Source organism: Streptomonospora nanhaiensis (genome assembly GCF_026642255.1).
GTDB lineage: Bacteria > Actinomycetota > Actinomycetes > Streptosporangiales > Streptosporangiaceae > Nocardiopsis > Nocardiopsis tropica.
Genome location: NZ_CP113264.1, coordinates 6,337,379 through 6,361,916, shown reverse-complemented (window position 1 = coordinate 6,361,916; position 24,538 = coordinate 6,337,379). Strand labels below are relative to the sequence as shown.

Here is a 24,538-nt window from a genome sequence, read left to right as displayed (position 1 = left end):
GCCGCCCCGGCGGGTCAGCCGTCCGCCGAGCGGGCGGAGTCGAGGCCGCGCTGCACGATGTCGGTGATGAAGTAGTCGCCGGGGTCGCGTTCGTCGCGCAGCCGGTGCACGAGGGAGTCGTCCACCCACAGGTGCTCGGTGTGCTTGTCGGGCTCCAGTCGCGGCGCCGACAGGTCGCCCTCGACCCGCACCAGGTAGTCGACCTCGTGCCGGGTGACGCCGTCGCCGGGGTCCCAGTCGAGCCGGTACAGCTCCGCGAGCACGCCGACGAGCCGCCAGCCGGTCTCCTCCTCGACCTCGCGGGCCAGGCCCTCGAGCATGGTCTCGCCCTGCTCGACGTGTCCGCCGACGATGTCCCAGCAGTGCGGGAACACCTTGCGGGTCGCGGACCGGCGCTGCGCGAAGACGCGTCCCCGGCCGTCGGCGATGACCGCGCCCGCCACGTGGGTCCTCCCGTCGGCGGTGTCGGGGAACTCGATCCCCGGGGCCACCGCCACGCCCTGCCCGGCCGTCGGCCCCGACCCGCCGGTGCCCGTGCCCCGTCCGTCGGCGCCCGCGCCGCCGCCACCGCTCATGCGTCCTCCTCCTGGTCCGCCGGCGACAAGCCTACGTCGCGGTCGCGGCGCGGCAGGCGCAGGGTGAGGAGCCTGGCCCGCGGCGCCAGTTCGCCGGCGAGCTCGAAGACCGCCTCGGTGCGGGTGCGGTCCTCGTCCAGGACGGAGAACAGGTTGACCCCCAGGTAGAACGTGATCGCCCCGTAGGCGACCTCGCGCGCGGGCAGCAGCCTTCCGAGGGCCGATCCGCCCAGGACGCGGTTCCACTCGTGCTCGATGAACGCGATCCACGGCTCCGCGCGGTCGCGGATCTCCGTGCGGAGCTCGGGCTTGGTGACGGCGGCGGCCACGAGTTCGGAGAACTCGGTGATGTAGCCGCGTTCGAGGTCGGTGCGGTAGATGAGCAGGGCAGCCTCCACGAGCTCCTCCAGGCTCTTCGCGCGCCCGGCGATCTCCCGGTACATGGCCATGCGCTCGGCGCTCGACCGGTCCAGCGCCGCGAGCAGCAGCTGGTCGACCCCGCCGAAGTGGTAGAAGACCAGCGCCGAGTTGGCCTCGGCGCGCGTGGCGATGGCGCGGGCGGACGCCCCGGAGTACCCCTCCTCCCGCAGCACCGCGCAGGCCGCGTCGAGCAGCCTCTCCTTGGTCTCCTCGCTGGTCCGCCGTCCGCCGCCGCTCCTGGCCATGGTCCTCCTCGCGTAGCCCCCTTGCCGGTCGGGGTGTGTTCATCATACGGTTTAATCAAGTGATTAAACCAAGTGCTTTAACCGCTTGATGAAGGGTGCCCCCATGTCCCGAAGCGACGAGCCCGAACCCTTTCCGGCCCACGTCCCCACCCGCGCCCGCTGGACGCTCGCCGCGCTCCTGCTCGCGGCCTTCGCCGGCCTGCTGGCCCTGCGGGCCAACCACTGGGGAGGCCTCGACCAGACGGCGCTGTTCTACGTGGGCCTCCCCGCGGTGATCGCCCTGATCGTCGTGTTCACCGTGCGGGCGCGGAGCGCCACGGGCATCGCGATGGCCGTCACCACCGTCGGCCTCGCGCTGGCGGCGGCCCTGCTCGGCGAGGGCACGGTGTGCCTGGTCATCGCCGCGCCCCTGCTCTACGGCATCGCCGCACTCGTGGCCTGGACGGCGGAGGCCTTCCGGGCCGGCGGCAGGGGCGGACGCCACGCCCTGCTGGGCGTACCGGTCCTCTTCGTCCTCGCCCTGGAGGGCGTCGCCGGGACGAGCCTCCTCCCCCGGGCGGACCAGGGCGAGGGGTCGGTGCTGATCGACGCGGAACCGGAGCGGGTCGCCGCCGCGCTGGCCGCCCCGCCCGGCTACGCGGTCCCCGACGCCCTCTTCCTGCGCGCCGTGCCCTTCCCCCACCCCGTCCGGGCGGCCGGGGAGGGCCTGGAGCCCGGGGACGCCCGCGTCGTCGACTTCACCCCGAGGCGCACCCTCCGGATCGGCTCCGAGCCCACCCCCCGCGACATGGAGCTGGAGGTCGCGGAGAGCGAGTGGGACGGCGACGGCGGCCGCGTGGTCTTCGACGTGGTCCGGGACACGGCGTTCGCGAACTGGATGGACATGCGCCGGGCGGAGGCCGTCTGGGAGAGGGAGGGCGGCGGCACCCGCCTCACCTGGACCGTCGAGTACGAGCGCACCTACGAGCCCTCCTGGTACTTCGGGCCGATCCAGTCGTACACGACCGACCTGGCCGCCGAGTACCTCGCGACGACCTTCCGGGACGCGGTCGCGGGGGCCGGGGAGTGACGGCCGCGGAGGTTCCCGCGGCCCTGGTCCGGGGCGTCGGACTGTTCGTCCCGCTGCTGCTCCTGGCCGCTTTGTGCGCGTGGCGCGCGCCCCGGCCGCGCGAGGTCGCGTCGATGATCGTCGCGGGGGCGTGGGCCCTGCTCACCCTCGTCCCGCTCAACCTGTACGCGGTGCACGCGGGCTGGTGGACCTTCCACGCCGAGGGCGCCGTGTGGCGCGGGATGCCCGTCGACCTGCTGATCGCCTGGGCGGTCCTGTGGGGCGCCCTGCCCGCGCTGATGCTCCGCTTCCTCCCGGTCCCCCTGCTCACCGGCCTGCTCGTGTGGGTCGACGTGATCGTCATGCCGCTCGCCGAACCCGTGGTGGTCCTCGGGCCCCTCTGGCTCCTCGGCGAGTTCGCGGGGTCGGCGCTGTGCCTGATCCCCGCGCTGATGCTGGCCCACTGGACCCGGCGCGGGCAGCTGGTCCGGGCCCGGACGTGGGCGCAGGCCGTCCTGGCCTTCGGGCTCATGGTGGGCCTGCCGCTGTACGCGCTGGACGCCGTCCCCGGCCCGGGGGAGGCGCTGCTCGGCGCCCAGGTCCTCGCGGCGGCGTGCCTGCCGGGCCTGGCCGCGGCCCGCGAGTTCGCGCAGGTGGGCCGCGGCACCCCGCTGCCCTACGACCCGCCGTCGCGCCTGGTCGCCAGCGGCCCCTACGCCTACGTGCGCAACCCCATGCAGGCCACCATTGCCGCCGTCTACCTGGTGCTCGTGCCGGTGACGGGGGACCTCCGGCTGCTGGTCGGCGCCCTGGTCGCGTTCGCCTACGGAGCGGGATTCGCGTCCTGGCACGAGGGCGGGCAGCTGCGCCGGGCCTTCGGGAGCGACTGGGAGGACTACCGCGAGGGCGTGCGACCCTGGCTGCCCCGGTGGCGGCCGTGGCCCGGCCGGACCCCGGGGACCCTCTACGTGGCGGCCGACTGCTCCATGTGCACCGGCCTCGGCGGCTGGATCGCGGCCCGGGCGCCCGTGGCCCTGGAACTGCGCCCGGCGGCGGAACACCCCGAGGTCCTGTACCGCCTCACCTGCGAGACGCCCGACGGGCTCCGCCGGAGCGGGGTGGCGGCGCTGGCGCGTGCCCTGGACCACCTCCACCTGGGGTGGGCGTTCGCCGGCTGGGCCCTCGACCTGCCCCTCCTCCGCCACGTCGGGCAGCTGTGCGCCGACGCCTTCGGCGCCGGGCCCCGTGCGTCCCGCGACGTCCGCGGCGCACCGGGCGCACGGCCGAGGGAGGGCCTCCCCTCCGGCGGCGGACGGTGACGGCAGGCGCCCGGAGGCCCCCGGGCCCGGCGGCGCCACCGCGCCCTCCCGGTCGGGCGGCGGCCCCGGGCGCCGGGGGAGGCGCGGCGCGGGCCCGCCGCATGACATCACGGCCACAATGCCGCAGAGCGCCTCTTCCGCCGCCGCCCCGCGCCGTTATGCTCGGTCGGGCCGTTCCGTCCGCCAAGGGGCGGGACCGGCCCCCGTATCCGCCCCCCGCACGGCACGAGGACGTCGATGGAAGAACAGGCCATGCTCGCGCGGGACCTCGTCCTTCGTGTCTGTGCCGGAGCGACCGAGCTCGACCCCCAGTGGATCAGGGTCGACGGCAAGGTCACCACGCCCTTCCTCGTGCCCCGGGACCGCAACCTCATCCGCGCGATCGTCTCGGCGGGGCGCGCCATGGGCGTCGACCGGCTCCTGGTGTGCCGGACCCGGCCCGAGTTCTCGTACGACCCCGTCACCGAGGTCCCCCTCGACACCGACACCCTCATCGACCTCATCCGGGGCTGGGGGCCCACCCCCACCGACTTCCTCGTCTGCGTCGAGGACTTCTCCGCCGCCGTCCTGGTCACCGCCGACGAGCTCACGGTCGCGGCCGGGCCCGCCGACTTCGTCCGCGAACTCGTCGGCGCCGACATCCCCCAGGCGCGCGTCCACTTCGGCAACAGGGCCCGCGTCGAGGGCGGGCCCGTCCTCACCCGCGCCGCCCTGCTCTACAACTGCGCCGACACCGGCGCCAGGCACGCCAGGAGCCCGCGCGGTCCCGGACCCGACCTGCCCGAACGCCTCGCCCGCCGGGGCGACCGCCTCCGGGAACGCTCGCCGCGCGCCGTCGGCGCGCTGCGCGCCCTGCGCGGGGCCTGGGGTTGGCTGGCGGTCGTCGCGCTGCTGGTCGCGCCCCTGTTCGTCCCCAGCCTCGACACGGCCCTCCCCGCACTGGCCGCGGCCTTCGTGCTGCTGTTCCAGCTGGCCTGGCCCGCGCGGTCGCGCACCGTCTCCTTCGCGACCCTGCTGCGGGTGGCCGCCCTCGGCGCGCTCCTGCTGTGGCCGCTCGCCCTCGCCGAGGCGGCCGTCGTCGGGCTCCTGGGCGTCGACCCGTACGGGGTCGTCGGCTACACCTATGTCGCGGTGGCCGTGGAGGAGGCCGGCAAGCTCGCGCCGCTCCTCCTCCTCGGCCTGGTGGCCCGGCGGCGGATGCGCCGCCTGGCCGCCGTCGACTTCCTGCTGCTGGCCGCGGCGTCCGGCGCCGGCTTCCAGCTCGCCGAGCACCTGCTCACCGGTGTCTCCACCGGGGGCGGCGACCGGCCCGGCGGCGGGGGGTTCCTCCTGCCGGGCGGGAGCACCGTCACCGACGCCTCCGGCGCGGTCCTCGCGGTCTTCTCCGGCCACGCCGTCACCACCGGCCTGGTCGGGGCGGCCCTCGGGCTCGCCGTCGTCGGCCGCCGCTACGGCGCGTGGCTGTGGCTGCTGCCGCCGGTCGCGTTCACCGCGGCGTTCCTGGAGCACCTCAACCTGAACGCCGTGCTGGCCAACGCGGCCCTCCACCCGGTGTCCGGTTTCGTGCACGGCCTGCTCGGCGGCGGGGTCCTCACCCCGTGGCTGCTGGTCGTCCTCCTCCTGTGCGCCGTGGCGATGGACTACCGGACGATCGGCACCGCGGCCGAGTCGACGCCGCCGCTTCCCGGCCGCCCCCCGCTGGCCGGGCTGCGCCGCAGGGCCCGCGGCAGGTCCGTGGCGATGAGGGTGCGCGTCCCCGCGGACATCGCGCCGCTGTTCCGGAGGCTGGCGCTGTCCTGGGTGGACCTGCCGGTCACGCTCGCCACGACGCTGTCCACGATCGTCCACGAGTTCGCGGTGTCCGCCATCGCCGCGCGGCGCGGCCCCGGGGCCCTCTGCGACACGTGGCGGTTCCTCCGCCGGCGCCGGGCGAACGCCATGGCGGAGGCCCGGTCCGCCGGCCGCCCCTGGCGGAGCCACCCCTCGCAGGAGGAGCTCACCCGGCAGGCGCGCTCACTGGCCCGGCGGCTGGGCCTGGCCGCCACCGGCGGTGTCACGGCGGCGACCGCCTCGTTCGCCGCCGCGGCGGTGTACGCCGCCGCGGCCCCCGGGGCGTCCGGGCCGGGCGGAGCCGCGGACCGGGACGCGCCGGCCTACGCGTTCGTGGCACTGGACCGGCTCCAGCTGTGGCTGGGCGGTCTGACGGGGGCGGAGACCGCGTGGGCCGCGCTCGTGCTGGTCGCGGCGCTCTCCCTGCTGGTCTCCGGCAACGGGGTCCCGCACGCTCACCCGCGCATGCGCGAGTTCCTGCGGGCGCCGACGGCGAACACGGGCGCGATCCTGGGCATGCTCGCCCCGGGCCAGATCGGCTACGCGCTTCTCGGGCTGGCGGGGCTGCTCCTGCCCCGTCGGGTGGACCGCCTCCTGGTCCGCTGATCCTCCTAGAACCTGTAGGCGCCCCTGCGATGGCGGATGGAGTGGATCTCGATCGCGTCCTTGTCCGGTCGGATCCGGTAGACGATCCGGTAGGTGCCCCTCCGTGCCGAGTGCAGGCCGGCGAAGGGCTCGTCGAGGGGTTTTCCGGCCCGCCAGGGGTTCGTCCTCAAGGGCCCGTTGACGAACTCGTACGCCGCGGAGGCCACGGCCTCGGGAAGTTCCTCGGCGAGGGCACGCCTGGCAGGACCCAGGTAGACGCCCCTCATGCCCGGGGTTCCCTGCCCAGACGCGCCTTCATCAGATCGGCCATGTCCTCCTCGGTGGTGGACTCCTCGGACTCGACCGACTCGGCGGGGTCCCTCCTGGTCTCGGGGTCGGAGAGGATGCTCAGCGCCTCCATCAGGGAGTCGTACCGGGCCACGGACATCATGACGACCGCAGGGCGGCCGTTCTTCGTGAACGTGTAGTCGGCGTGTTCGTGCTGTGCGCGATCAGCGAGCTCGGCGATCCTGGCCTTGGCCTCGGTGACCGGAATGGTCTCCATACTGGTCATTTCGATGACCAGTTATGTCGGCGTCCGCGTACTCAGGGAACCGTGATGCCCGGGGGCGGCTCGAACGCGCGGACCGGCGGCACCGGGCCGGCGAACGGCTCCACCCTCACCCGCACCGTCTGCCCCGTGCACCCCTGGCTCAGCCGTGACGTCCCCACGTCCTCCGTCAGCGCGTTCGGGTTCCCGTGCGCGCACGTCACGCCCGGCGCCGACGGGTCGTACCAGGCGCCGGTGGACAGCTGCACCACGCCCGGCCGCAGCGCTTCGCTCATCACCACGCCCGCCAGGCACGACCCCCGGCCGCTCGACACCCGCACCACGTCGCCGTCGGCGACGCCGCACGCCCGTGCGTCCTCGGGGCCGATCCGCAGCGGCGAGCGCCCCCCGACCTTCTGCGACATGCTGTGCGCGCCCATGTCCTGCTGGCTGTGCAGCCTCCCGCTGGGCTGGTTCGCGAGCAGCACGAGCGGGAACCCGTCGTCCGCGCCGTCCACGGCCGGCCCCGGCAGCCACACCGGGTGCCCCGGGCAGTCCTCGTACCCGAACGACGCGATCGTCTCCGAGAACAGCTCGATCCGCCCGCTCGGCGTCCGCAGGGGCCTGCCCTCCGGGTCGGCCCGGAACTCGCCCAGGAGCGCCTCGTCCTCCACCCGGCCGGGCATCTCCACCCGCCCCCGCTCCCAGAACTCCTCGAACCCCGGCACCTCCGCGCCGTGCCTGGCCACCAGGGACCGCCACCGCTCGTAGACCGACCTCATCCACTGGGCGCTGGTCCGCCCCTCCGTGAACTCCTCGCGCAGCCCGAGCCGCCCGGCCAGGTCGGCGTACGTGTCGTACTCGTCGCGCGCCTGCCCGTGGGGGGACACCGCCCGCGGCATGGCCCGCACGCTCAGGTCGCCCTTGCTGGCCGTCAGGTCGTCGCGTTCCAGCACCGTCGTCGAAGGGATGACGATGTCGGCGTGCCGGGCCGTCGCCGTCCAGTGCGTCTCGTGGACCACCACCGTCTCCGGCCTGCCGAACGCCCTGGTCAGCCGCTCCAGGTCCTGGTGGTGGTGGAACGGGTTGCCGCCCGCCCAGTACACCAGCCGCACGTCCGGGTACCGGCGCTCCTCGCCGTCGAAGTCGTACCGACCGCCCGGCTCCAGCAGCATGTCGGCGATCCGCGCCACCGGGATCGACGAGTCGACGGGGTTGGCGCCCTGCGGCATCCTGGGCAGGCCCATCGGGGTCGAACCGCCCCCGTAGTTGCCCATCGACCCGTACCCCGACGCGAAACCCGCTCCCGGCAGTCCCACCTGCCCCAGGCAGCACGCCAGCGCCAGACCGGCCCACAGCGGCTGCTCGCCGTACCGGGCGCGCTGCACCGACCAGCCCACGTTGACGAGCGTGCGCTTCTCCGCCATGCGCCGTGCCAGCGTCCGAAGCTCGCCGGCCGGGACCCCGCTGATCCGCTCGGCCCACTCGGGCGAGCGCTCCACCCCGGGCCGGTCGCCGCGCTCGTCGCGTTCCCCCAGCACGTAGGAGCGCAGCACGTCCGCGCCGACCGTGTACCGGTCCAGGAAGCGGGTGTCGGCCAGCCCCTCCGTGAACAGGACGTGCATCAGGGCGAGCATCACCGCCGTGTCGGCGCCCGGCGGGATCGACACCCATTCGGCCTTGACGTCCTCGGGGGTGTCGTCGAACAGCGGCGACACCGACACGAACTCCACCCCCGCCTCCGAGGCGGCCCGCATCTCCGGACCGGCGGTCTGGGCCGCCCGGCCCCCCGAGGTCGTCCACGTGTTGGACAGCCGCAGCCCGCCGAAGGTCACCAGCAGCTCGGTGTGCTCGCGGATCTGCGTCCACGCCGGCGCGCGGTGCAGCAGCCGGTTCGCGGCGGGGGTGCCGATGATCCTGGGGAACAGCACCTCGACGGCGCCGTGGCTGTAGGTGGCGACCGACCGCGTGTACCCGCCGATCGTGTTGAGGAAGCGGTGCAGCTGGCTCTGCGCGTGGTGGACGCGCCCGGCGCTGCCCCACCCGTACGAACCGCCGAAGATCGCCGCGTTGCCGTGCTCCGTGCGCACCCGGTCGAGCTCCGCCGCCAGCAGGTCCAGGACCGTGGCCCATTCGACCTCGACGTAGTCGTCGTCCGGGGCGCCGCGGCGCGGGTCGGGGCCCGGGCCGCGCTCCAGCCACCGGCGGCGCACCGCGGGACGGGCCACCCGGGACGCGTGGTGCTGGGCCGCGAGGGTGTTGGCCATCACGGGGGAGGGCGCCGGGTCGTCGGGGTCGGGGCGGACGCCGACGACCCGGTCGTTCTCGACGACCACCTGGTAGCTGCCCCAGTGGGCACTCGTCGGACGCAGCGTGGCGGACATGGTCACTCTCCCTCGGTCACTCCGGCCCCACCGGGGGACCCGTCTCTCACTCTACGCACGCGCAGGTGGGATGATGGGCCCCGCGACCCGTGGACGGCGGCGCCGGGAGCGGCTCCGCCGCGGGGGCGCGCACACAGGCACGGTCGAGCGGAACAGGGACGGCGATGGGCGAACTCAGGTCGCGGCGGTCGGTACTCGCGGTCCCGGGGTCCAACCCCAGGTTCGTGGACAAGGCGAGGGGCCTCGGCACCGACGCCTTCTTCCTGGACCTGGAGGACGCGGTCGCCCCCTCGGAGAAGGAGGCCGCCCGCGGCACGGTCGTCCGCGCCCTCACCGAGGGCGGTTGGGACGGACGGGTCAGGTCGGTCCGCGTCAACGACACCACCACGGAGTGGGCCTACCGCGACGTCATCGCCGTCGTGGAGGGCGCCGGGGCCGACCTCGACTCGATCGTCCTCCCCAAGGTCACCGCGGCCCGCGACGTCGAGTGGCTCGACACCCTGCTCACCCAGATCGAGCGCGCCGTCGGCCTCCCGGTCGGCCGCATCGGCATCGAGGCGCAGATCGAGGACGCGCGCGGCCTCGTGAACGTCGACTCGATCGCCGCGTCCTCGCCCCGCCTGGAGTCCCTGGTCTACGGCCCCGCCGACTTCATGGCCTCCATCACCATGAAGAGCCTGGTCGTGGGCGAGCAGCCGCCCGGCTACGACACCGGCGACGCCTACCACTACGTGCTCATGCGCATCCTCACGGCCGCGCGCGCCAACGGCGTCCAGGCCATCGACGGCCCCTGCCTCCAGATCCGCGACGTGGACGCCCTCCGCCGCTCGGCCGGGCGCACCGCCGCCCTGGGCTACGACGGCAAGTGGGTCCTGCACCCGCTCCAGGTGGAGGCCGCCAACGAGGCCTTCTCCCCCTCCCAGGAGGACTACGACCACGCCGAGCTGGTCCTGGACGCCTACGCGCACGCCACGACCGTGGACCGCCGGGGCGCCGTCATGCTCGGCGAGGAGATGCTCGACGAGGCCTCCAGGAAGATGGCGCTCGTGGTCGCGGGCAAGGGCCGGGCGGCCGGGCTGGAGAGGACCCGCGCGTTCGTCCCCGGGTCCTGACCGGCGGAAGCTCTGACACGCGCCCCACCCGCCTCTTACCGCCTTCTCACCCGGATAGGGAACCATGGGCGCCATGGAAGCCACCGCCACGGTCCTGGTCGCCGACGACGACCGCGCGATCAGGGACTCACTGGAACGCGCCCTCCAACTGGAGGGCTACAGCGTCCGGACGGTCGCGGACGGGGTCCAGGCGCTCGCCGCGGTGCACGCCGACCCCGTCGACCTGCTCGTCCTCGACGTGATGATGCCCGGCGTGGACGGGCTGGGGGTGGCCAGGGTGCTGCGGGCCGAGCACGACCGCACGCCCATCCTCATGCTCACCGCCCGCGTGGAGACGCCCGACCGGGTGGCGGGGCTGGACGCGGGGGCCGACGACTACCTCGCCAAGCCGTTCGAGCTGGACGAGCTCCTCGCCCGGCTGCGGGCCCTCCTGCGCAGGGCCGCGCCCGTTCCCGAGGACACCGCCGACGAGGGCCCCCTGCGGGCGGGGGAGCTGCGCCTGGACCCGCGCGCCCGCCGGGTGTGGCGCGGCGAACGCGAGATCGAGCTGTCCAAGACCGAGTTCGACCTCCTCGAGCTCCTCATCCGCAACACGGGGATCGTCCTGGACCACGCCACCATCTACGACCGCATCTGGGGCTACGACTTCGGTCCGGAGTCCAAGAACCTCGCCGTCTACATCAGCTACCTCCGCCGCAAGCTGGAGGACGGTGGCCCGCCGCTCATCCAGACCGTGCGCGGAGTCGGGTACACGCTCCGCCCGCAGGGGTGACGGGCGTGCGAACGCCCGCCGCCGACGGCCGCGGGGACGGCGCCGGTCCGGACGTGCCGGGCCCCGGGGCCGCCGGCGCCCACGCCGCCCTCCCTTGGCGCGGCGGCGTGGTGCTCAACCCGCGCGGCTGGCGGCTGGGAACCCGCTTCGCGGTCATCTTCGCGCTGGTGGCCACCGTGATCATCGCCCTGGTCGGCACCCTGGCCTACACCACCGCCGCCGCCCTCATCCGCGCCGACGTCAGGAACGGGTTCGAGAGCACCGTCGCCGACCTGTCCGACAAGCTCGTCGAGATCCACGGGCAGGAGGGCGGCGGGCCCTCCGCCGGCCCCATCCCGTTCCTGTCCAGCGACAACCTCCAGGTGCAGCTCCTCGGCCCCGACGGCCGCCGCACCGTCAGCGTCGAGGACCCCGCCGAGGTCGTCTTCTTCACCCCCTCCGACGCGGACATGGAACTGGCCGCGACGGCCAGGCCGGGCGTCGTCGACATGCGCGAGCAGTCCATCGAGGGGCAGGCCTACCGGATGGCCACGGTCTCCGTCGGCGACGGCGCCGGAGCCCTGCAGCTCCTCCAGCGGCTGTCGCCCACCGAGCTGATGCTCGACCGCCTCGCCACCCAGATCCTGTGGGTGGGCCTGCTCGTCGCCCTCTGCGCCGCGGCGGTGGGCTGGCTGGTCGGCCACCGCACCACCGGGCGCCTCGTCCGCCTCACCGACGCCGCGGAGTACGTCAGCTCCACGGGCCGCCTCGACCCCGTCGGTCCCGGCGACGCGCACGAGGAGGGCAACCACGACGAGGTCGACCGCCTCGGCAGCGCCTTCAACGCGATGCTCGCCCGCCTGGCCAGGTCCAAGGAGGAGCAGCGCCGACTCGTCCAGGACGCCGCGCACGAGCTCCGCACCCCGCTCACCAGCCTCTACACCAACGTCCAGGTGCTGGGGAGGGTGGACCGGCTCAGCCCCGAGGCGCGGGAGAGCCTCATCGACGACCTGCGCGGGGAGACCCGCGAGCTCACCGCGCTCGTCAACGAGCTGGTCGGACTCGCCACCGGCGACCACGAGGACGAGGCGATGCGCGCGGTCCCCCTGAGGGAGGTCGTCGACAGGGTCGCCGAGCGCACCCGCAGGCGCACCGGGCGGGACATCGTCGTGGACGCCGACGACAGCGTGGTGTGGGGGCGCCCCGGCTCCCTGGAGCGGGCCGTCGCCAATCCGGTGGAGAACTCCGCCAAGTTCGACCCCGACGGCACCGCGCCCATCGAGATCCGCGTCCGGGCGGGCGCGGTCGAGGTACTGGACCGCGGCCCCGGCATCGACCCGGAGGAGCTGGGCCGCGTCTTCGAGCGCTTCTACCGCGCCACCGTCGCCCGGGGCCTGCCCGGCTCCGGGCTCGGACTGTCCATGGTGAAGGAGATCGCCCAGGCCCATGGCGGCCGGGTGTTCGCCCGCAACCGCGAGGGGGGCGGCGCCGCCATCGGGTTCCAGCTGCCGGAGCACAGGCCCGGGGGGCCGGAGGCTCCGCCGGGCTGAGGGTGCGGGGCCTGCCGGGGCGCCGCCTCCCGCGGGCGGACCGGGAGCGGGACGGCGGGGTCCCGGGCCCGTGTCCCGGGGGCGCCGCTCCGCGGTGGGCGGTCCCGCGTGGCCGCGCCGGTCCGGGCCCCTCCTCCGGGGCGGGCGGTTCGGCGCCGCCGTCAGCCGCTCAGGACGGCCCCGGCCGCGGCGGACGCCGGGACCGCCGTTCCCTCCGCTGCCTCCAGGTAGATCCGCTCGAACCGCTCCAGGGAGTCCTCCAACCGGTGCCGCGAGGCCATCGCCCGGCTGTGCTCGCCCATCCTCAGGCGCCCGCCCTCGTCCGCGACCACGTCCTCGATCCTCGCGGCCAGCTCCTCAGGGCTGCCCGGCCGGTACAGGTACCCGTTGCGGCCCTCCTCCACCAGGTGCGGCAGCGCCATGGCGTCCGCCGCCACCACCGGCAGGCCGCTCGCCATCGCCTCCAGGGTCGCGATGCTCTGGAGTTCGGCGACGCCCGCGATCGCGAACACGTCCGCGCACCGGTACACGTCGGGCAGGTCCTCCTGCGACACGAAACCCAGGAACACCACCCGGTCCGCCACGCCCTCGGCCACGGCCAGCTCCTCCAGGCTCCGCCGGTACGCGCCGTGCCCGGCCAGCAGCAACTGGGCTGAGGCCGTCCGCGCCGTCGCCCGCACCAGCTCCTCGGCGCGCTTCTCCTCGTCCAGCCGGCCCACGAACAGCACCGTCGTCCGGTCGGGGACGCCCAGCCGCGCGCGCAGCCGCCGCTTGGTCGCCGCCCCGCCGTCCAGGGGGCTGAACCCGGCCAGGTCGACCCCGCAGGACACCGGCTCGACCGGCTTGGCGAACCCCTGCTCCCGCAGCAGCCCGGCCGCCGCGGGCGTCGGGGTCGTCACGTGTTCCGTCCGGGACAGCACGGCGCCCAGGTCCCACCAGGCGATCCGGGCGGCGTACGGGCGCAGCGGCCCGGGGACGCGCACGTAGTCGAAGAGGTTCTCCGGCATGAAGTGGTTGGTCGCGACCACGGGGACGCCCCTGGCGCGGGCCGCCGCGGCCAGCATCCGGCCGACGAGGAAGTGGTTCTGGATGTGCACCGCGTCCGGCTCCAGCCGGTCCAGCAGCAGGTCCAGGTGCCCGCGCACCCCCAGGGGGACCGCGAGGCGCACGCTGTCGTGGACGAGGGAGGACATCGAGCGGAGCCTGTGCTCGACCACCCCGTCCCGTTCGACCGTGCGGGGCGAGCCCTCCGGGGAGGGGCACACGACGTGCACCCGGGCGCCGCGCCCGGCCAGGCCGCGGGCGAGGCGCTCGGTGAAGTAGGCGGCGCCGTTCACGTCCGGGGGGTAGGTGTCGGTGCCGATCAGCACCCGGGGCCGGCGCTCCGGGCCGCCGGCCGGCCGGGGAGGGGGCGCCGTCGTGGGGGAGGCTGAAGCGAAGGACGTGGACATGGACCGGATCTCCTGGCTGTCGGGTCGCCGCGTACGCACGAGTGTGACCCACCCGCGTTGACCGTCGCCGACCTTCCGGTGACGGAGGGGCGACCGCTCAGGTAGCACACGGCGCAGAGAAGGATACTCTGCGTGTTCACCCGTGTGCGCAAGCGCACCGTGATGTGGCCGATCGGTGATCTCCGCCGGACCCGGGAGGGCGGGGCCCGGGGACCCCGGGGGCCGGGGCGGTGGCCGCCCGCGGACGGCGCGGCGGGGCGGGGCGGGAACGGCGACGGGGCGGCCCCGGGCCGAGAGCCAGGGACCGCCCCGTGGAGAGGGACCGCGACCGCGTCCGGTCAGTTGCCCCCGTCCTGCTCCGCCTCGTTCTCGACGGACTCCGAACTCTGCTCGCCGAGTGTGACGGCCACGTCCTGGGGGGAGCCGCTGCCGCCGGACACCACCCCGAAGGTGACCTCCTCGCCCGGCTGCCGGGAGCGGATCTCGGCGATCAGCTGGTCCGGCGTCGTGACGGCCCGGCCGTCCACGGACACCACCACGTCGCCCGCCGACAGGCCGGCCTCGTCCGCGGCGCCGCCCTCGACCACCTCGACGACCTCGGCCCCGCCGCCGCGGCTGTTGGTGATGGTGGCCTCGATGGCCGGGTAGCTCGCGCTGCCGTCCTCGATCAGCTGCTCGGCGATGGGACGGGCCTGGTTGACCGGGATGGCGAAGCCCAGGCCCACGGAACCGCTGTCCTGGGAGATCCCCGCGATCGCGGTGTTGATGCCGATCACCTCGCCGGCCATGTTCACCAGCGGGCCGCCCGAGTTGCCGGGGTTGATCGCCGCGTCCGTCTGGATCGCGTTGATCACCGTCGAGGTCTGGCCGTTGCCGTTCTCGGTGGCGCCCGTGTTCACCGGCCGGTTCAGGGCGCTCACCACGCCCGTGGTGACCGTCCCGGACAGGCCCAGCGGGGAGCCGATCGCGACCACGTCCGCGCCCACGCCGACCTGCTCGGAGTCGCCGAGGGTGGCCGGTTCGAGGTCGTTGCGCCCCTCGGCCTGGATGACCGCGATGTCGGAGACCGTGTCGGCGCCCAGCACCTCGGCGGGGGCGGAGGTCCCGTCGTTGAACAGCACCTCCAGCGGGCCGCCCCCGGACGCCTCCACCACGTGCGCGTTCGTGAGGATCTGGCCGTCGGAGGAGATGACCACGCCGCTGCCGCCGCCGTTGGCGGTCTGGATCGACACCACGCTCGGCAGGACGCTCTCGGCGACCTCGCCGACCGCCCCCTCCGTGGGCGTGCTGCCCTGCTCGCCCGTCAGGGAGCTCACCGGGGAGCCCAGGCCGTTCGGGAAGAGGTAGGCGGTGCCCAGGGCCGCGGCCGGACCGACGATCAGGCTCGTGACCAGCGCGGTCACGGCGGCGATCGTCACGACCCGCCCGCCCCGCTTCTTGCCGCCGTCGGCCGCGGGGCCGGGCGCGGCAGCGCCGTACGGGGGGTGGCCGTGGCCGCCCGGACCGAAGCCCGAGCCGTCGCCGAACGGGGGCGGGCCGCCGGGCCCGCCCGGAGCGCCCGGACCGCCGGGCGCCCCCGGGCCGTTCGGGCCGCCGGGTCCCTGCGGACCGCCGTACGGACGGCCGGGGCCGGCCTGGTGCGCGGCGAACTGGTCGGGCGGGCCGCCCGCCGGACCGCCGGGGCCGCCGACGTGCGGCGGGAACGTGTACGAGGCGCGGTCCGCCTCGTTGGGACCCGTGGCCCACCGCGGGGCGTGCTCCGGCGGGGAGAAGCGCGGACCGGTTCCGGTCACGTGCGCCCCCGCGTGCTGCACGGGGTGTCCGGGGTGGGCCGTGCCCGGGTGCTCCCCGTACCCCCCGTGCGGCAGGGGCCGCTGCTCCGCCGCGAACGGCGGGCCCGCGTGACCCTCCGCCTGCGCGGGCCGCCCCTCGGCGTCCTCCGGGCCGGCGGTCCCCGTTCCGGCGTCCTCCGGCCCGGGGGCCCCGGATCCGCTGCCCTCGGCCGTCTGCGGCGCGGACGACCGGTCCTCGTGCCCGGCGGGAACGCCCCCGCGCTCCCCGCCGGGCACGGGCTCGTGCGCCCCGCCGTCGGCGGAGGAGTGTCCCTGACCGGACGGCACCTGCTGGTCGGTCGGCTCGGCGGGGAGGCGGGCGTTCCCGGCCGCCGCACCGGGCTCGGTACCTGTACTCGGTTCGTTGGGGTTCAACTCATCCTCCGACTGGCGGGACGATGTCTAGTGGACGGGATCCATCATGCGCCGCATGGGTTAGAACAGGGTGAGAGCCCGATATACCAGGGTTTCGAGTCCGTGCCGGGGGGCGGCGGACCGGAGGCCGGCGGGGGCGCGCGCTCCCCGGGCCGCCTCCGCGGGGGCCGGACCCCGCGGCCCTCGGAGCTCCCGTGCCTGCAAGAACCTTATGCACCACAATGTCCGGAACAATACCGCGCCGGGGCTCCGGCTACACGTGAGAAGGGCCGACCTTGATCAAGATCGTGCTGGCCGATGACGAACACCTCGTCCGAGGGGCCATCGCGGCCCTCCTCGGTCTGGAGGAGGACCTGGAGGTCGTCGCGCAGGTGGGCCGCGGCGACCAGGTGGTCGACGCGGTCCTCGGACACGGCGCCTCCATCGCCGTCCTGGACATCGAGATGCCCGGCGGCACCGGCCTCGAGGTGGCCGCACAGCTCAAGCAGAGCGCGCCCGGCTGCGGCGTCGTCATCCTCACCAGCTTCGGCCGCCCCGGCTACCTGCGCCGGGCCCTCGCCTCGGGGGCGCGCGGGTTCCTCGCCAAGGACGCCCCGGTCGACCAGCTCGCGGGCGCCATCCGGCGGGTGCACGGGGGAGGGCGCTACATCGACACCGACCTCGCGGCCGCCGCGATGGTCGGAGGGGAGAGCCCCCTGACCGACCGCGAGGCCGAGGTGCTCCGTGCCGCGTCCGACGGGGCCACCGTCGCCAGGATCGCCGCCGCCCTGCACCTGACCGAGGGGACGGTCCGCAACTACCTCTCCAACGCCATCGGCAAGACCGGTGCGGACAACCGCATGTCGGCCATCCGCACGGCGCAGGACATGGGCTGGCTGTGACGGGGAGCCCGGTCCCCGTCACAGGAAGCGCAGCACCAGCATGGCCGTGTCGTCCGTGTGGCCGCCCGGCGCGTACTCCTCCAGCTCGCGGTCGATCCGGCTGATGACCGCCTGCGCGGTCAGGCCGGAGCACCCGGAGAAGATCTCCAGCAGACCCTCGTCGCCGAGCATGTCCGTGTTGCTGCGCCGCTCGGTGACGCCGTCGGTCACCGCGAGGACCACCTCGCCGGGACGGATGTCGACGCTCTCCGTGGTGAAGCCCACGTCCTCGAACGCCCCCAGGAGGGGCTGCGACATCCCGAAGTTCTCGACCTCGCCCTTCTGGTTGAGCCGCATCGGGAGGGGATGGCCCGCGGACACCATCCGTACGCGCATCCCTCCGCCCTCGTCGGTGGCCGGGGTCATCTCCCCGTAGAGCATGGTGAGGAAGCGGGTGGAGGTGTTCTCGTCCAGGATCGCCATGTTCAGCCGCTGCATGATGTGCGACGGGGTGAACCCCTCCTTGGCCAGGGCACGCAGGGTGTGCCGGGCCAGGCCGGTCACCGCCGCGGCCTCCGGTCCGGTCCCGCACACGTCGCCGATGGCGAAGCACCAGCGGCCGCTCGCGGCGAACACGTCGTAGAAGTCGCCGCCGACCTGGTTCTTCTCGTCCGCGGGGCGGTAGAACACCGCGTGGTCCACGCTCGGGATCACCGGCTCCTTCTCCTTCGCGGGAAGGAGGCTGCGCTGGAGGGCGCTGCTCATCGCCGCCTGCTTCTCGTGCAGGCGGGCGTTCTCCATGGCGGAGGCCACGCGGCGGCTGAGGTCGTCCGCGACGTCGACCTCCTCGCGGGTGAAGTCGTCCGCCTCGTTCTTGCCGATCGTCATCCGGCCGAGCGCGCGGCCGTGCGCCACCAGCGGGATGCTGATCGCGGGACCGCTGGCCAGCTCGCGGACCAGCTGCTCGTCGAGCCCCTCCTCGGCGAGCTCGGCGGGCGACCACAGGGGCTGCGGCTCGCGCTGCTCCCGCGGCGGCAGCCCGGTCAGCAGGGCGCGCAGGACGTCGTTGTAGTTCTCGTCCCCGTGCACCACGTGGGTGAGCTGGGAGCTGCCCAACTCGTTGATGGTGTGGATGGAGCACCACCGGCCCAGTCGGGAGGTGATCAGCTGGGCGGCGAGCGCGCCCGTCATCCGCTCGTCCAGCGTGCCCGCGAGCAGGTCGCTGGCCTCGGCCAGGAAGCTCAGCGACGCGCGCCGGTTGAGCTCGACCTCGGCCAGGCGCGAGCGCTCCACCGGAAGCGCGATGAGGTCCGCGCCCTCCTGGAGCTTCCTGGCGGCGGACGGACCGAAGTGCCTGGCCCGCCTGGAGGCGACCCCGAGCAGGCCGGCCACCCGGCCGTCCACGATCAGCGGCGCCGTCACCAGCGAGCGCATCCCCGCCCGCGACAGGCGGCCGCGCCCGGTGCGGGCGATCATCAGGTCGTCGTTGATCACCGCGCCGGGCTCGGGCGCGGCGGACGGGAAGGTCTCCTCGGTGCGCACGCGCAGCGGCCGCCACGGCGCCCCGCCCGGGGTCAGCCCGACGGCGGCGCGCACCTCCCACATGGTCTCGTCGGAGGTCGCCAGCGTGATGTAGGCGGCATCGCCGCCCAGGGCGGTCGCCGCGTACTCCACGGTGCGCTCCAGCAGCTGCGGCAGGGTCAGCCGCGAGCCGAGGGCGGCGTCCAGCGCCGACCACGGCGCGGGGCGCACCTGACGGGCCGGACCGCGCCGCACCTGGGGCGACTCCAGCGAGGGGTGCTCGCCGGGGGCGTCCTCGATCCGGAACCACACCGCCTTGTCGTTGCGCCCGTAGCTCACGCCCCAGCTGGACGCGATCGCGGACGCCAGGGCCAGCCCCAGCCCGCCGCTGCGCTCGTCGTCCCTGGACGGCGAGGTGTCCACGGCCAGCGGACCGGCCTGGGGCACGGCGCGCTCGGGCGCGGAGTCGGTGACCATCACCTCGGTCGCGCCCTCGGCCCGGCGCACGGTCACGTCCAGGCTCGACCTCGCGTGGATGACGGCATTGGTCACCAGCTCGCTGACCAGCAGGATCACGTCGTCGAACGGATCGGGGACGCCCCAGGAGAGGAGGGTGTCGTGAACGAACTCACGGGCAGCGGCCGCGGTCTCCGGGGCAGGAGGGAACTCTCGTCGAGCGACCTTCAACGCGTCGTGTGCTGGCAAGCCGTCGGTGTCCTTCGTCGCTGGATACGGGCGAGGGGGTGGTGGTCACTGACACGATACGCGTGCGCCCGCCCTCGGATCCCGGGGTATCGCCCGGAAACCTCCGGACCGGGGGTCGCGCGGTACCGCTCCCCGTGATACCACCACGTCCCCCGGGGCACGGGGGACGGCGCGCTGACCGGCTCGGGGAGGCGGGCGCAGGAACCCAACATGGAGAACCCGCCCGTGCCGCCCACCCCGGCCGGTTAGTGTAAGTCGACACATCCGCTTCTTTCGGGTGGTACTTCGCGCGGGTAGCGTGACGGGGTGTCACCAAGGGTACGCGGGCCACACCGCGGACCCCCGGACACAGCGGTGACGAGGCAGGTTGAGGAGGGGGTTCGATGCCCGAGGCGGTCAAGGAACTGGTGGCCGACGACCAGCTCGACGAGATTCTGCGTGCCCTGTACCGCATGCGCGACGGCGACTTCAGTGTCCGCCTCCGGAAGCGCGGCAGCGGCACGGTCCGGGAGATCGCCTCCGTCTTCAACGAGGTGGTCGACCACAGCGAGCAGCTGAGCAAGGAGCTCCAGCGGGTCGGCGACGTCGTCCGCGACGAGGGGCGCCTCAACGAGCGCGTCAACGTCAACCCCTCCCGCGGGGCGTGGGGCGAGAGCGCCCAGGCCCTGAACGAGCTCCTGGACGAGGTCGCCGAACCCCTGTCCGAGGTCGCCCAGGTCCTGGACTCGGTCGCGGAGGGCCGGCTGAGCCGCCGCGCCTCCACCGACGGCCGCCGCGGCGAGCTCCGGGGCGACCTGCTCCGCCTGGCCACCACCGTCAACCGCATGGCCGACCAGATGAGCGGGTTCACCGAGGAGGTCACGCGCGTGGCCCGCGAGGTGGGCACCGAGGGCAAGCTCGGCGGCACCGCGCGGGTCGAGGGCGTCTCCGGCGCCTGGCGCGAGGTCACCGAGTCCGTCAACCAGATGGCGTCCCGCCTCACCGTGCAGGTCCGCGACATCTCCGAGGTGACGACGGCCGTGGCCCGGGGTGATCTGAGCAAGAAGATCACCATCGACGTCCAGGGCGAGATGCTCGACCTCAAGGACACCGTCAACACGATGGTGGACCAGCTGTCCACGTTCGCGGACGAGGTCACGCGCGTGGCCCGCGAGGTGGGCACCGAGGGCAAGCTCGGCGGCCGGGCCAACGTGCGCGGCGTGCAGGGCATCTGGAAGGACCTCACCGAGAACGTCAACTCGATGGCGGACAACCTGACCAACCAGGTGCGTGACATCTCACAGGTCACGACGGCGGTGGCCAGGGGCGACCTGACCCAGAAGGTCCAGGTCGACGTGCAGGGCGAGATGCTGGCCCTGAAGAACACCGTGAACACCATGGTCGACCAGCTCGACTCCTTCGCCGACGAGGTCACGCGCGTGGCGCGCGAGGTCGGCACCGAGGGCAAGCTGGGCGGTCGCGCCAACGTCAAGGGCGTGTCGGGCATCTGGAAGGACCTGACCGACAACGTCAACTCCATGGCGAACAGCCTCACCTACCAGGTCCGCAACATCTCCCAGGTGACGACCGCCGTCGCCGCCGGCGACCTCACCAAGAAGATCACCGTGGACGCCCAGGGCGAGATGATGGAGCTGAAGGACACCATCAACAAGATGGTGGACCAGCTCGACTCCTTCGCCAGCGAGGTCACCCGGGTGGCGCGCGAGGTGGGCACGGAGGGCAAGCTCGCCGGGCAGGCCCACGTCCGCGACGTCTCCGGGGTCTGGAAGGACCTGACGGACAACGTCAACTCCATGGCCAACAACCTGACCTACCAGGTGCGGCAGATCTCCATGGTCACGCGCGCGGTCGCGGCGGGCGACCTGACCAAGAAGGTCACGGTCAACGCCAAGGGGGAGATCCTCGAGCTCAAGGACACCATCAACGTGATGGTCGACCAGCTGTCCGCGTTCGCCGACGAGGTCACGCGCGTGGCGCGCGAGGTCGGCACCGAGGGCAAGCTGGGCGGTCGCGCCAACGTCAAGGGCGTGTCGGGCATCTGGAAGGACCTGACCGACAACGTCAACTCCATGGCGAACAGCCTCACCTACCAGGTCCGCAACATCTCCCAGGTGACGACCGCCGTCGCCGCCGGCGACCTCACCAAGAAGATCACCGTGGACGCCCAGGGCGAGATGATGGAGCTGAAGGACACCATCAACAAGATGGTGGACCAGCTCGACTCCTTCGCCAGCGAGGTCACCCGGGTGGCGCGCGAGGTGGGCACGGAGGGCAAGCTCGCCGGGCAGGCCCACGTCCGCGACGTCTCCGGGGTCTGGAAGGACCTGACGGACAACGTCAACTCCATGGCCAACAACCTGACCTACCAGGTGCGGCAGATCTCCATGGTCACGCGCGCGGTCGCGGCGGGCGACCTGACCAAGAAGGTCACGGTCAACGCCAAGGGGGAGATCCTCGAGCTCAAGGACACCATCAACGTGATGGTCGACCAGCTGTCCGCGTTCGCCGACGAGGTCACGCGGGTCGCCCGCGAGGTGGGCACCGAGGGCAAGCTGGGCGGTCGCGCCAACGTCAAGGGCGTGTCCGGCATCTGGAACGACCTCACCGAGAACGTCAACTCGATGTCGCACAACCTCACCACGCAGGTGCGCAACATCTCCGAGGTGACGACGGCGGTCGCGGCCGGAGACCTCACGAAGAAGATCGACGTCAACGCCCAGGGCGAGATCCTGGAGGTCAAGACGACGGTCAACACCATGGTGGACCAGCTGTCGGCCTTCGCCACGGAGGTCACCCGCGTCGCCCACGAGGTGGGCAGCCAGGGGCAGCTGGGCGGCCAGGCCAAGGTCGAGGGCGTCTCGGGCACCTGGAAGCAGCTCACCGACAGCGTCAACGGGCTGGCGGGCAACCTCACCACGCAGGTGCGCGCGATCGCCGAGGTGGCCAGCGCCGTCGCCGAGGGCGACCTGACCCGCAACATCCAGGTCGACGCCCGCGGTGAGATGGAGCAGCTCAAGGACAACATCAACCTGATGGTGTCCAACCTGCGCGAGACCACCGCCACCCAGCGGGACGCCGACTGGCTCAAGTCCAACGTGGCCCGCATCTCCGGCCACATCCAGGGCCACCGCGACCTCAAGGAGCTGGCCCGCCTCATCATGACCGAGGTGACGCCGCTCATCGGCGCGCAGCACGGCGCCTGCTACCTGCCCGAGGCCCAGGACGACGAGGAGAACTTCCTCTTCTACGCGGGGTTCGGCTTCGAGCCGGGCGAGAGCCGCCGCCGCGTCCGCAAGGGCGTCGGACTCATCGGCGAGGCCCTCTCTCAGCAGGTCGAACAGCAGGTGGGCAACATCCCGCCGGGGTACGTCAAGGTCGAGTCCGGCCTGGGCGAGGCCTCGCCCCGCAACCTGTACATCCTCCCGATCGTCTCGGAGGAGCGCGCCCTCGGCGTCGTGGAGTTCGCCTCCTACGGCGAGTTCCGCGAGATCCACAAGAACTTCCTGCGCCAGCTGGTCGCCCTGCTCGGCACGACGATCAACACCATCCTCGCCAACAACCGCACCGAGCACCTGCTGGAGCAGTCGCAGCAGCTCACCAGCCAGCTGCGGGAGCGCTCGAACGAGCTCCAGCGCCAGCAGGAGGAGCTGCGCGGCAAGAACGCCGAACTCCGGCAGAAGGCCACCCAGCTCGCCAACCAGAACAGGGCCATCGAGCTCCAGAACCAGCAGATCCAGCGGTCCAGGAACGCCCTGGAGGAGCGGGCGCACCAGCTCCAGGTCTCCTCCAAGTACAAGTCCGAGTTCCTGGCGAACATGTCGCACGAGCTGCGCACACCGCTCAACAGCCTGCTCATCCTGGCGCGACTGCTCGCCGACAACGGGGAGCAGAACCTCTCGCCCAAGCAGGTCGAGTTCGCCCAGACCATCCACAAGGCGGGCAGCGACCTGCTGCTGCTCATCGACGAGATCCTCGACCTGTCCAAGGTGGAGGCCGGCCGCGCGGAGGTCCAGCCGAGCGAGGTGTCCATCGGACAGCTGGTGGACTACGTCGAGGCGACCTTCCGCCCGGTCACGGGCGAGCAGGGGCTCGCGTTCGCGGTGGACGTGTCGCCGGACATCCCGGGGACGCTGTGGACCGACGAGCAGAGGCTCCAGCAGATACTGCGCAACCTGCTGTCCAACGCCGTCAAGTTCACGCCGCAGGGCGAGGTGCGCCTCCTCATCGAGCCCGCGTGGGCGCTGGAGGACGCCGACCTGGAGATGTTCGAGGAGAACGAGGAGGTCATCGCCTTCACGGTCGCGGACACCGGGATCGGCATCGCCGAGGACAAGCTCCAGGTCATCTTCGAGGCCTTCCACCAGGGCGACGGAGGCACGTCGCGGAGGTTCGGCGGTACGGGCCTCGGCCTGTCGATCAGCCGGAACTTCGCCCGCCTGCTCGGCGGGGAGATCCGGGTGCAGAGCGTCGCGAACCAGGGCTCGACCTTCACGCTGCTGCTGCCGGTCCGCCTTCCCGAGGACGCCGGGGACCGGGACGACCAGGCGGTCGGCGTGTCCTCGGTGCCCATGCTGGAGACCGGCCGCGGCGACACCGACCCCGCCCAGGACGCCTTCGGGACCGGGTTCGGGACGGGCGTCCCGATCAACGACGACTTCGCCATGCCGGACGAGGACTTCGACGCGGCGGTGGCCGCCCTCACCGACATCGGCCACGAACCGCTGCCCACCGTCCCGGTGCTCAAGGCGCCCGAGTCGGCCGCACCGGCCGGGGGAGAGGCCGCGGAGGAGCCGAAGGAGGCCGAGGCGCGCACCGACCCCGAGCGGCGCGCCGTCCTGGCCGGCCAGCGGGTCCTCATCGTCGACGACGACGTGCGCAACGTCTTCGCCCTGACGAGCGCCCTGGAGGCGCAGGGGCTGGAGGTGCTCTACGCCGACAACGGCCACGCGGGCATCGCCAGGCTGGAGGCCAACGAGGACATCTCCCTGGTCCTCATGGACGTGATGATGCCGGAGCTGGACGGCAACCAGACGACCCAGCGCATCCGGGAGATGCCGCAGTTCGCCGACCTGCCGATCATCTCGCTCACCGCCAAGGCCATGCAGGGCGACCGCGAGCGCAGCCTCGCGGCGGGCGCCACGGACTACGTGACCAAGCCCGTCGACCTGGACCACCTGCTCGACGTCATGCGGCGCTGGCTCACCGCGGGCCGGGAGGAGACCATCGCCGGAGCGGCGGCCGAGGACGCCGCCGCCGCGGCGGCCTCCGCCGGAACCGGGGCCGACGGCGCGGACGACACACGGACCGGGCAGAATGGCGCGACGGCCGACGACGGCGACAACACCCGCGCCGGTACCAGGGATAACAACGACCCGAACGGGGACACTGGCACCAGCACCCCGACCGAAGACCTGGAGTAACCCGA

Annotated in this window: 16 protein-coding genes; 8 read left to right on the top strand and 8 right to left on the bottom strand. The window is 73.5% G+C overall.

What is annotated here, in order from left to right; all coding sequences use genetic code 11:
* Positions 1–14 precede the first annotated feature (14 nt).
* Both OUQ99_RS27305 and OUQ99_RS27300 read right to left on the bottom strand, forming a co-directional pair.
* Entirely contained in the window at positions 15–575 is a 561-nt protein-coding gene (locus tag OUQ99_RS27305) for an NUDIX domain-containing protein (RefSeq protein WP_267946637.1), read from the bottom strand.
* Positions 572–1,240 carry a TetR/AcrR family transcriptional regulator gene (locus tag OUQ99_RS27300; protein ID WP_267946636.1) on the bottom strand — a complete coding sequence of 223 codons (669 nt, stop codon included), beginning with the start codon at positions 1,238–1,240 and terminating at the stop codon, positions 572–574. The genes OUQ99_RS27305 and OUQ99_RS27300 overlap by 4 nt, the downstream gene beginning before the upstream one ends.
* 103 nt (positions 1,241–1,343) lie before the next feature.
* Between OUQ99_RS27300 and OUQ99_RS27295 the strand changes: the two genes are divergently transcribed.
* The 3 genes from OUQ99_RS27295 to OUQ99_RS27285 all read left to right on the top strand — a co-directional run bounded on the left by OUQ99_RS27295 (position 1,344) and on the right by OUQ99_RS27285 (position 6,043).
* The gene (locus OUQ99_RS27295; RefSeq protein ID WP_267946635.1) at positions 1,344–2,309 is read left to right on the top strand and encodes a hypothetical protein; all 966 of its coding nucleotides are present in this window, start codon (positions 1,344–1,346) and stop codon (positions 2,307–2,309) included.
* A complete protein-coding gene (locus OUQ99_RS27290) occupies positions 2,306–3,607 on the top strand; it encodes a methyltransferase family protein (RefSeq protein WP_267946634.1) in 1,302 nt (433 codons plus the stop codon). Before OUQ99_RS27295 ends, OUQ99_RS27290 begins: the two co-directional genes overlap by 4 nt.
* 237 nt (positions 3,608–3,844) lie before the next feature.
* The gene (locus OUQ99_RS27285) at positions 3,845–6,043 is read left to right on the top strand and encodes a PrsW family glutamic-type intramembrane protease (protein WP_267946633.1); all 2,199 of its coding nucleotides are present in this window, start codon (positions 3,845–3,847) and stop codon (positions 6,041–6,043) included.
* A 5-nt stretch (positions 6,044–6,048) separates the two neighbouring features.
* Here OUQ99_RS27285 and OUQ99_RS27280 read toward each other — a convergent pair whose 3' ends face one another.
* From OUQ99_RS27280 to OUQ99_RS27270, 3 genes are read right to left on the bottom strand one after another with little or no spacing between them, the layout of a single operon-like run.
* Complete coding sequence (locus tag OUQ99_RS27280; RefSeq protein ID WP_267946632.1) at positions 6,049–6,309, bottom strand: type II toxin-antitoxin system RelE family toxin; 261 nt, start codon at positions 6,307–6,309, stop codon at positions 6,049–6,051.
* Positions 6,306–6,596: a type II toxin-antitoxin system Phd/YefM family antitoxin gene (locus OUQ99_RS27275; protein WP_267946631.1), complete on the bottom strand. Its 291-nt coding sequence runs from the start codon at positions 6,594–6,596 to the stop codon at positions 6,306–6,308. The genes OUQ99_RS27280 and OUQ99_RS27275 overlap by 4 nt, the downstream gene beginning before the upstream one ends.
* Before the next feature lie 32 nt (positions 6,597–6,628).
* Positions 6,629–8,956 (bottom strand): molybdopterin-dependent oxidoreductase, encoded by a 2,328-nt coding sequence (locus OUQ99_RS27270; protein WP_267946630.1) that lies wholly within the window; start codon positions 8,954–8,956, stop codon positions 6,629–6,631.
* Between the two features lie 164 nt (positions 8,957–9,120).
* On the opposite strand from OUQ99_RS27270, the gene OUQ99_RS27265 reads away from it, so the two are divergent.
* From OUQ99_RS27265 to OUQ99_RS27255, 3 genes are all read left to right on the top strand, one after another.
* Complete coding sequence (locus OUQ99_RS27265) at positions 9,121–10,068, top strand: HpcH/HpaI aldolase/citrate lyase family protein (protein WP_267946629.1); 948 nt, start codon at positions 9,121–9,123, stop codon at positions 10,066–10,068.
* Positions 10,069–10,141: 73 nt separating this feature from the next.
* On the top strand, positions 10,142–10,840 hold the full coding sequence (locus OUQ99_RS27260; protein WP_267946628.1) for a response regulator transcription factor: 699 nt from the start codon (positions 10,142–10,144) through the stop codon (positions 10,838–10,840).
* Between the two features lie 107 nt (positions 10,841–10,947).
* A complete protein-coding gene (locus OUQ99_RS27255) occupies positions 10,948–12,369 on the top strand; it encodes a sensor histidine kinase (RefSeq protein ID WP_267950525.1) in 1,422 nt (473 codons plus the stop codon).
* Positions 12,370–12,530: 161 nt separating this feature from the next.
* Here the strand turns inward: OUQ99_RS27255 and OUQ99_RS27250 are convergent, their stop codons facing one another.
* Both OUQ99_RS27250 and OUQ99_RS27245 read right to left on the bottom strand, forming a co-directional pair.
* Positions 12,531–13,820, bottom strand: coding sequence for a glycosyltransferase (locus OUQ99_RS27250; protein ID WP_267946627.1), 1,290 nt, complete (start codon positions 13,818–13,820; stop codon positions 12,531–12,533).
* 338 nt (positions 13,821–14,158) lie between these two features.
* Positions 14,159–16,027: a S1C family serine protease gene (locus OUQ99_RS27245; protein WP_267946626.1), complete on the bottom strand. Its 1,869-nt coding sequence runs from the start codon at positions 16,025–16,027 to the stop codon at positions 14,159–14,161.
* 275 nt (positions 16,028–16,302) lie between these two features.
* Here OUQ99_RS27245 and OUQ99_RS27240 point away from each other — a divergent pair, with 275 nt between their 5' ends.
* Positions 16,303–16,908: a response regulator transcription factor gene (locus OUQ99_RS27240; RefSeq protein ID WP_267946625.1), complete on the top strand. Its 606-nt coding sequence runs from the start codon at positions 16,303–16,305 to the stop codon at positions 16,906–16,908.
* Positions 16,909–16,926: 18 nt separating this feature from the next.
* Here the strand turns inward: OUQ99_RS27240 and OUQ99_RS27235 are convergent, their stop codons facing one another.
* Positions 16,927–19,095, bottom strand: a complete 2,169-nt coding sequence (locus OUQ99_RS27235; RefSeq protein WP_267950524.1) for a SpoIIE family protein phosphatase — start codon at positions 19,093–19,095, stop codon at positions 16,927–16,929.
* 401 nt (positions 19,096–19,496) lie between these two features.
* Between OUQ99_RS27235 and OUQ99_RS27230 the strand changes: the two genes are divergently transcribed.
* Positions 19,497–24,533 (top strand): HAMP domain-containing protein, encoded by a 5,037-nt coding sequence (locus OUQ99_RS27230; RefSeq protein WP_267946624.1) that lies wholly within the window; start codon positions 19,497–19,499, stop codon positions 24,531–24,533.
* The last annotated feature ends 5 nt before the right edge of the window (positions 24,534–24,538 follow it).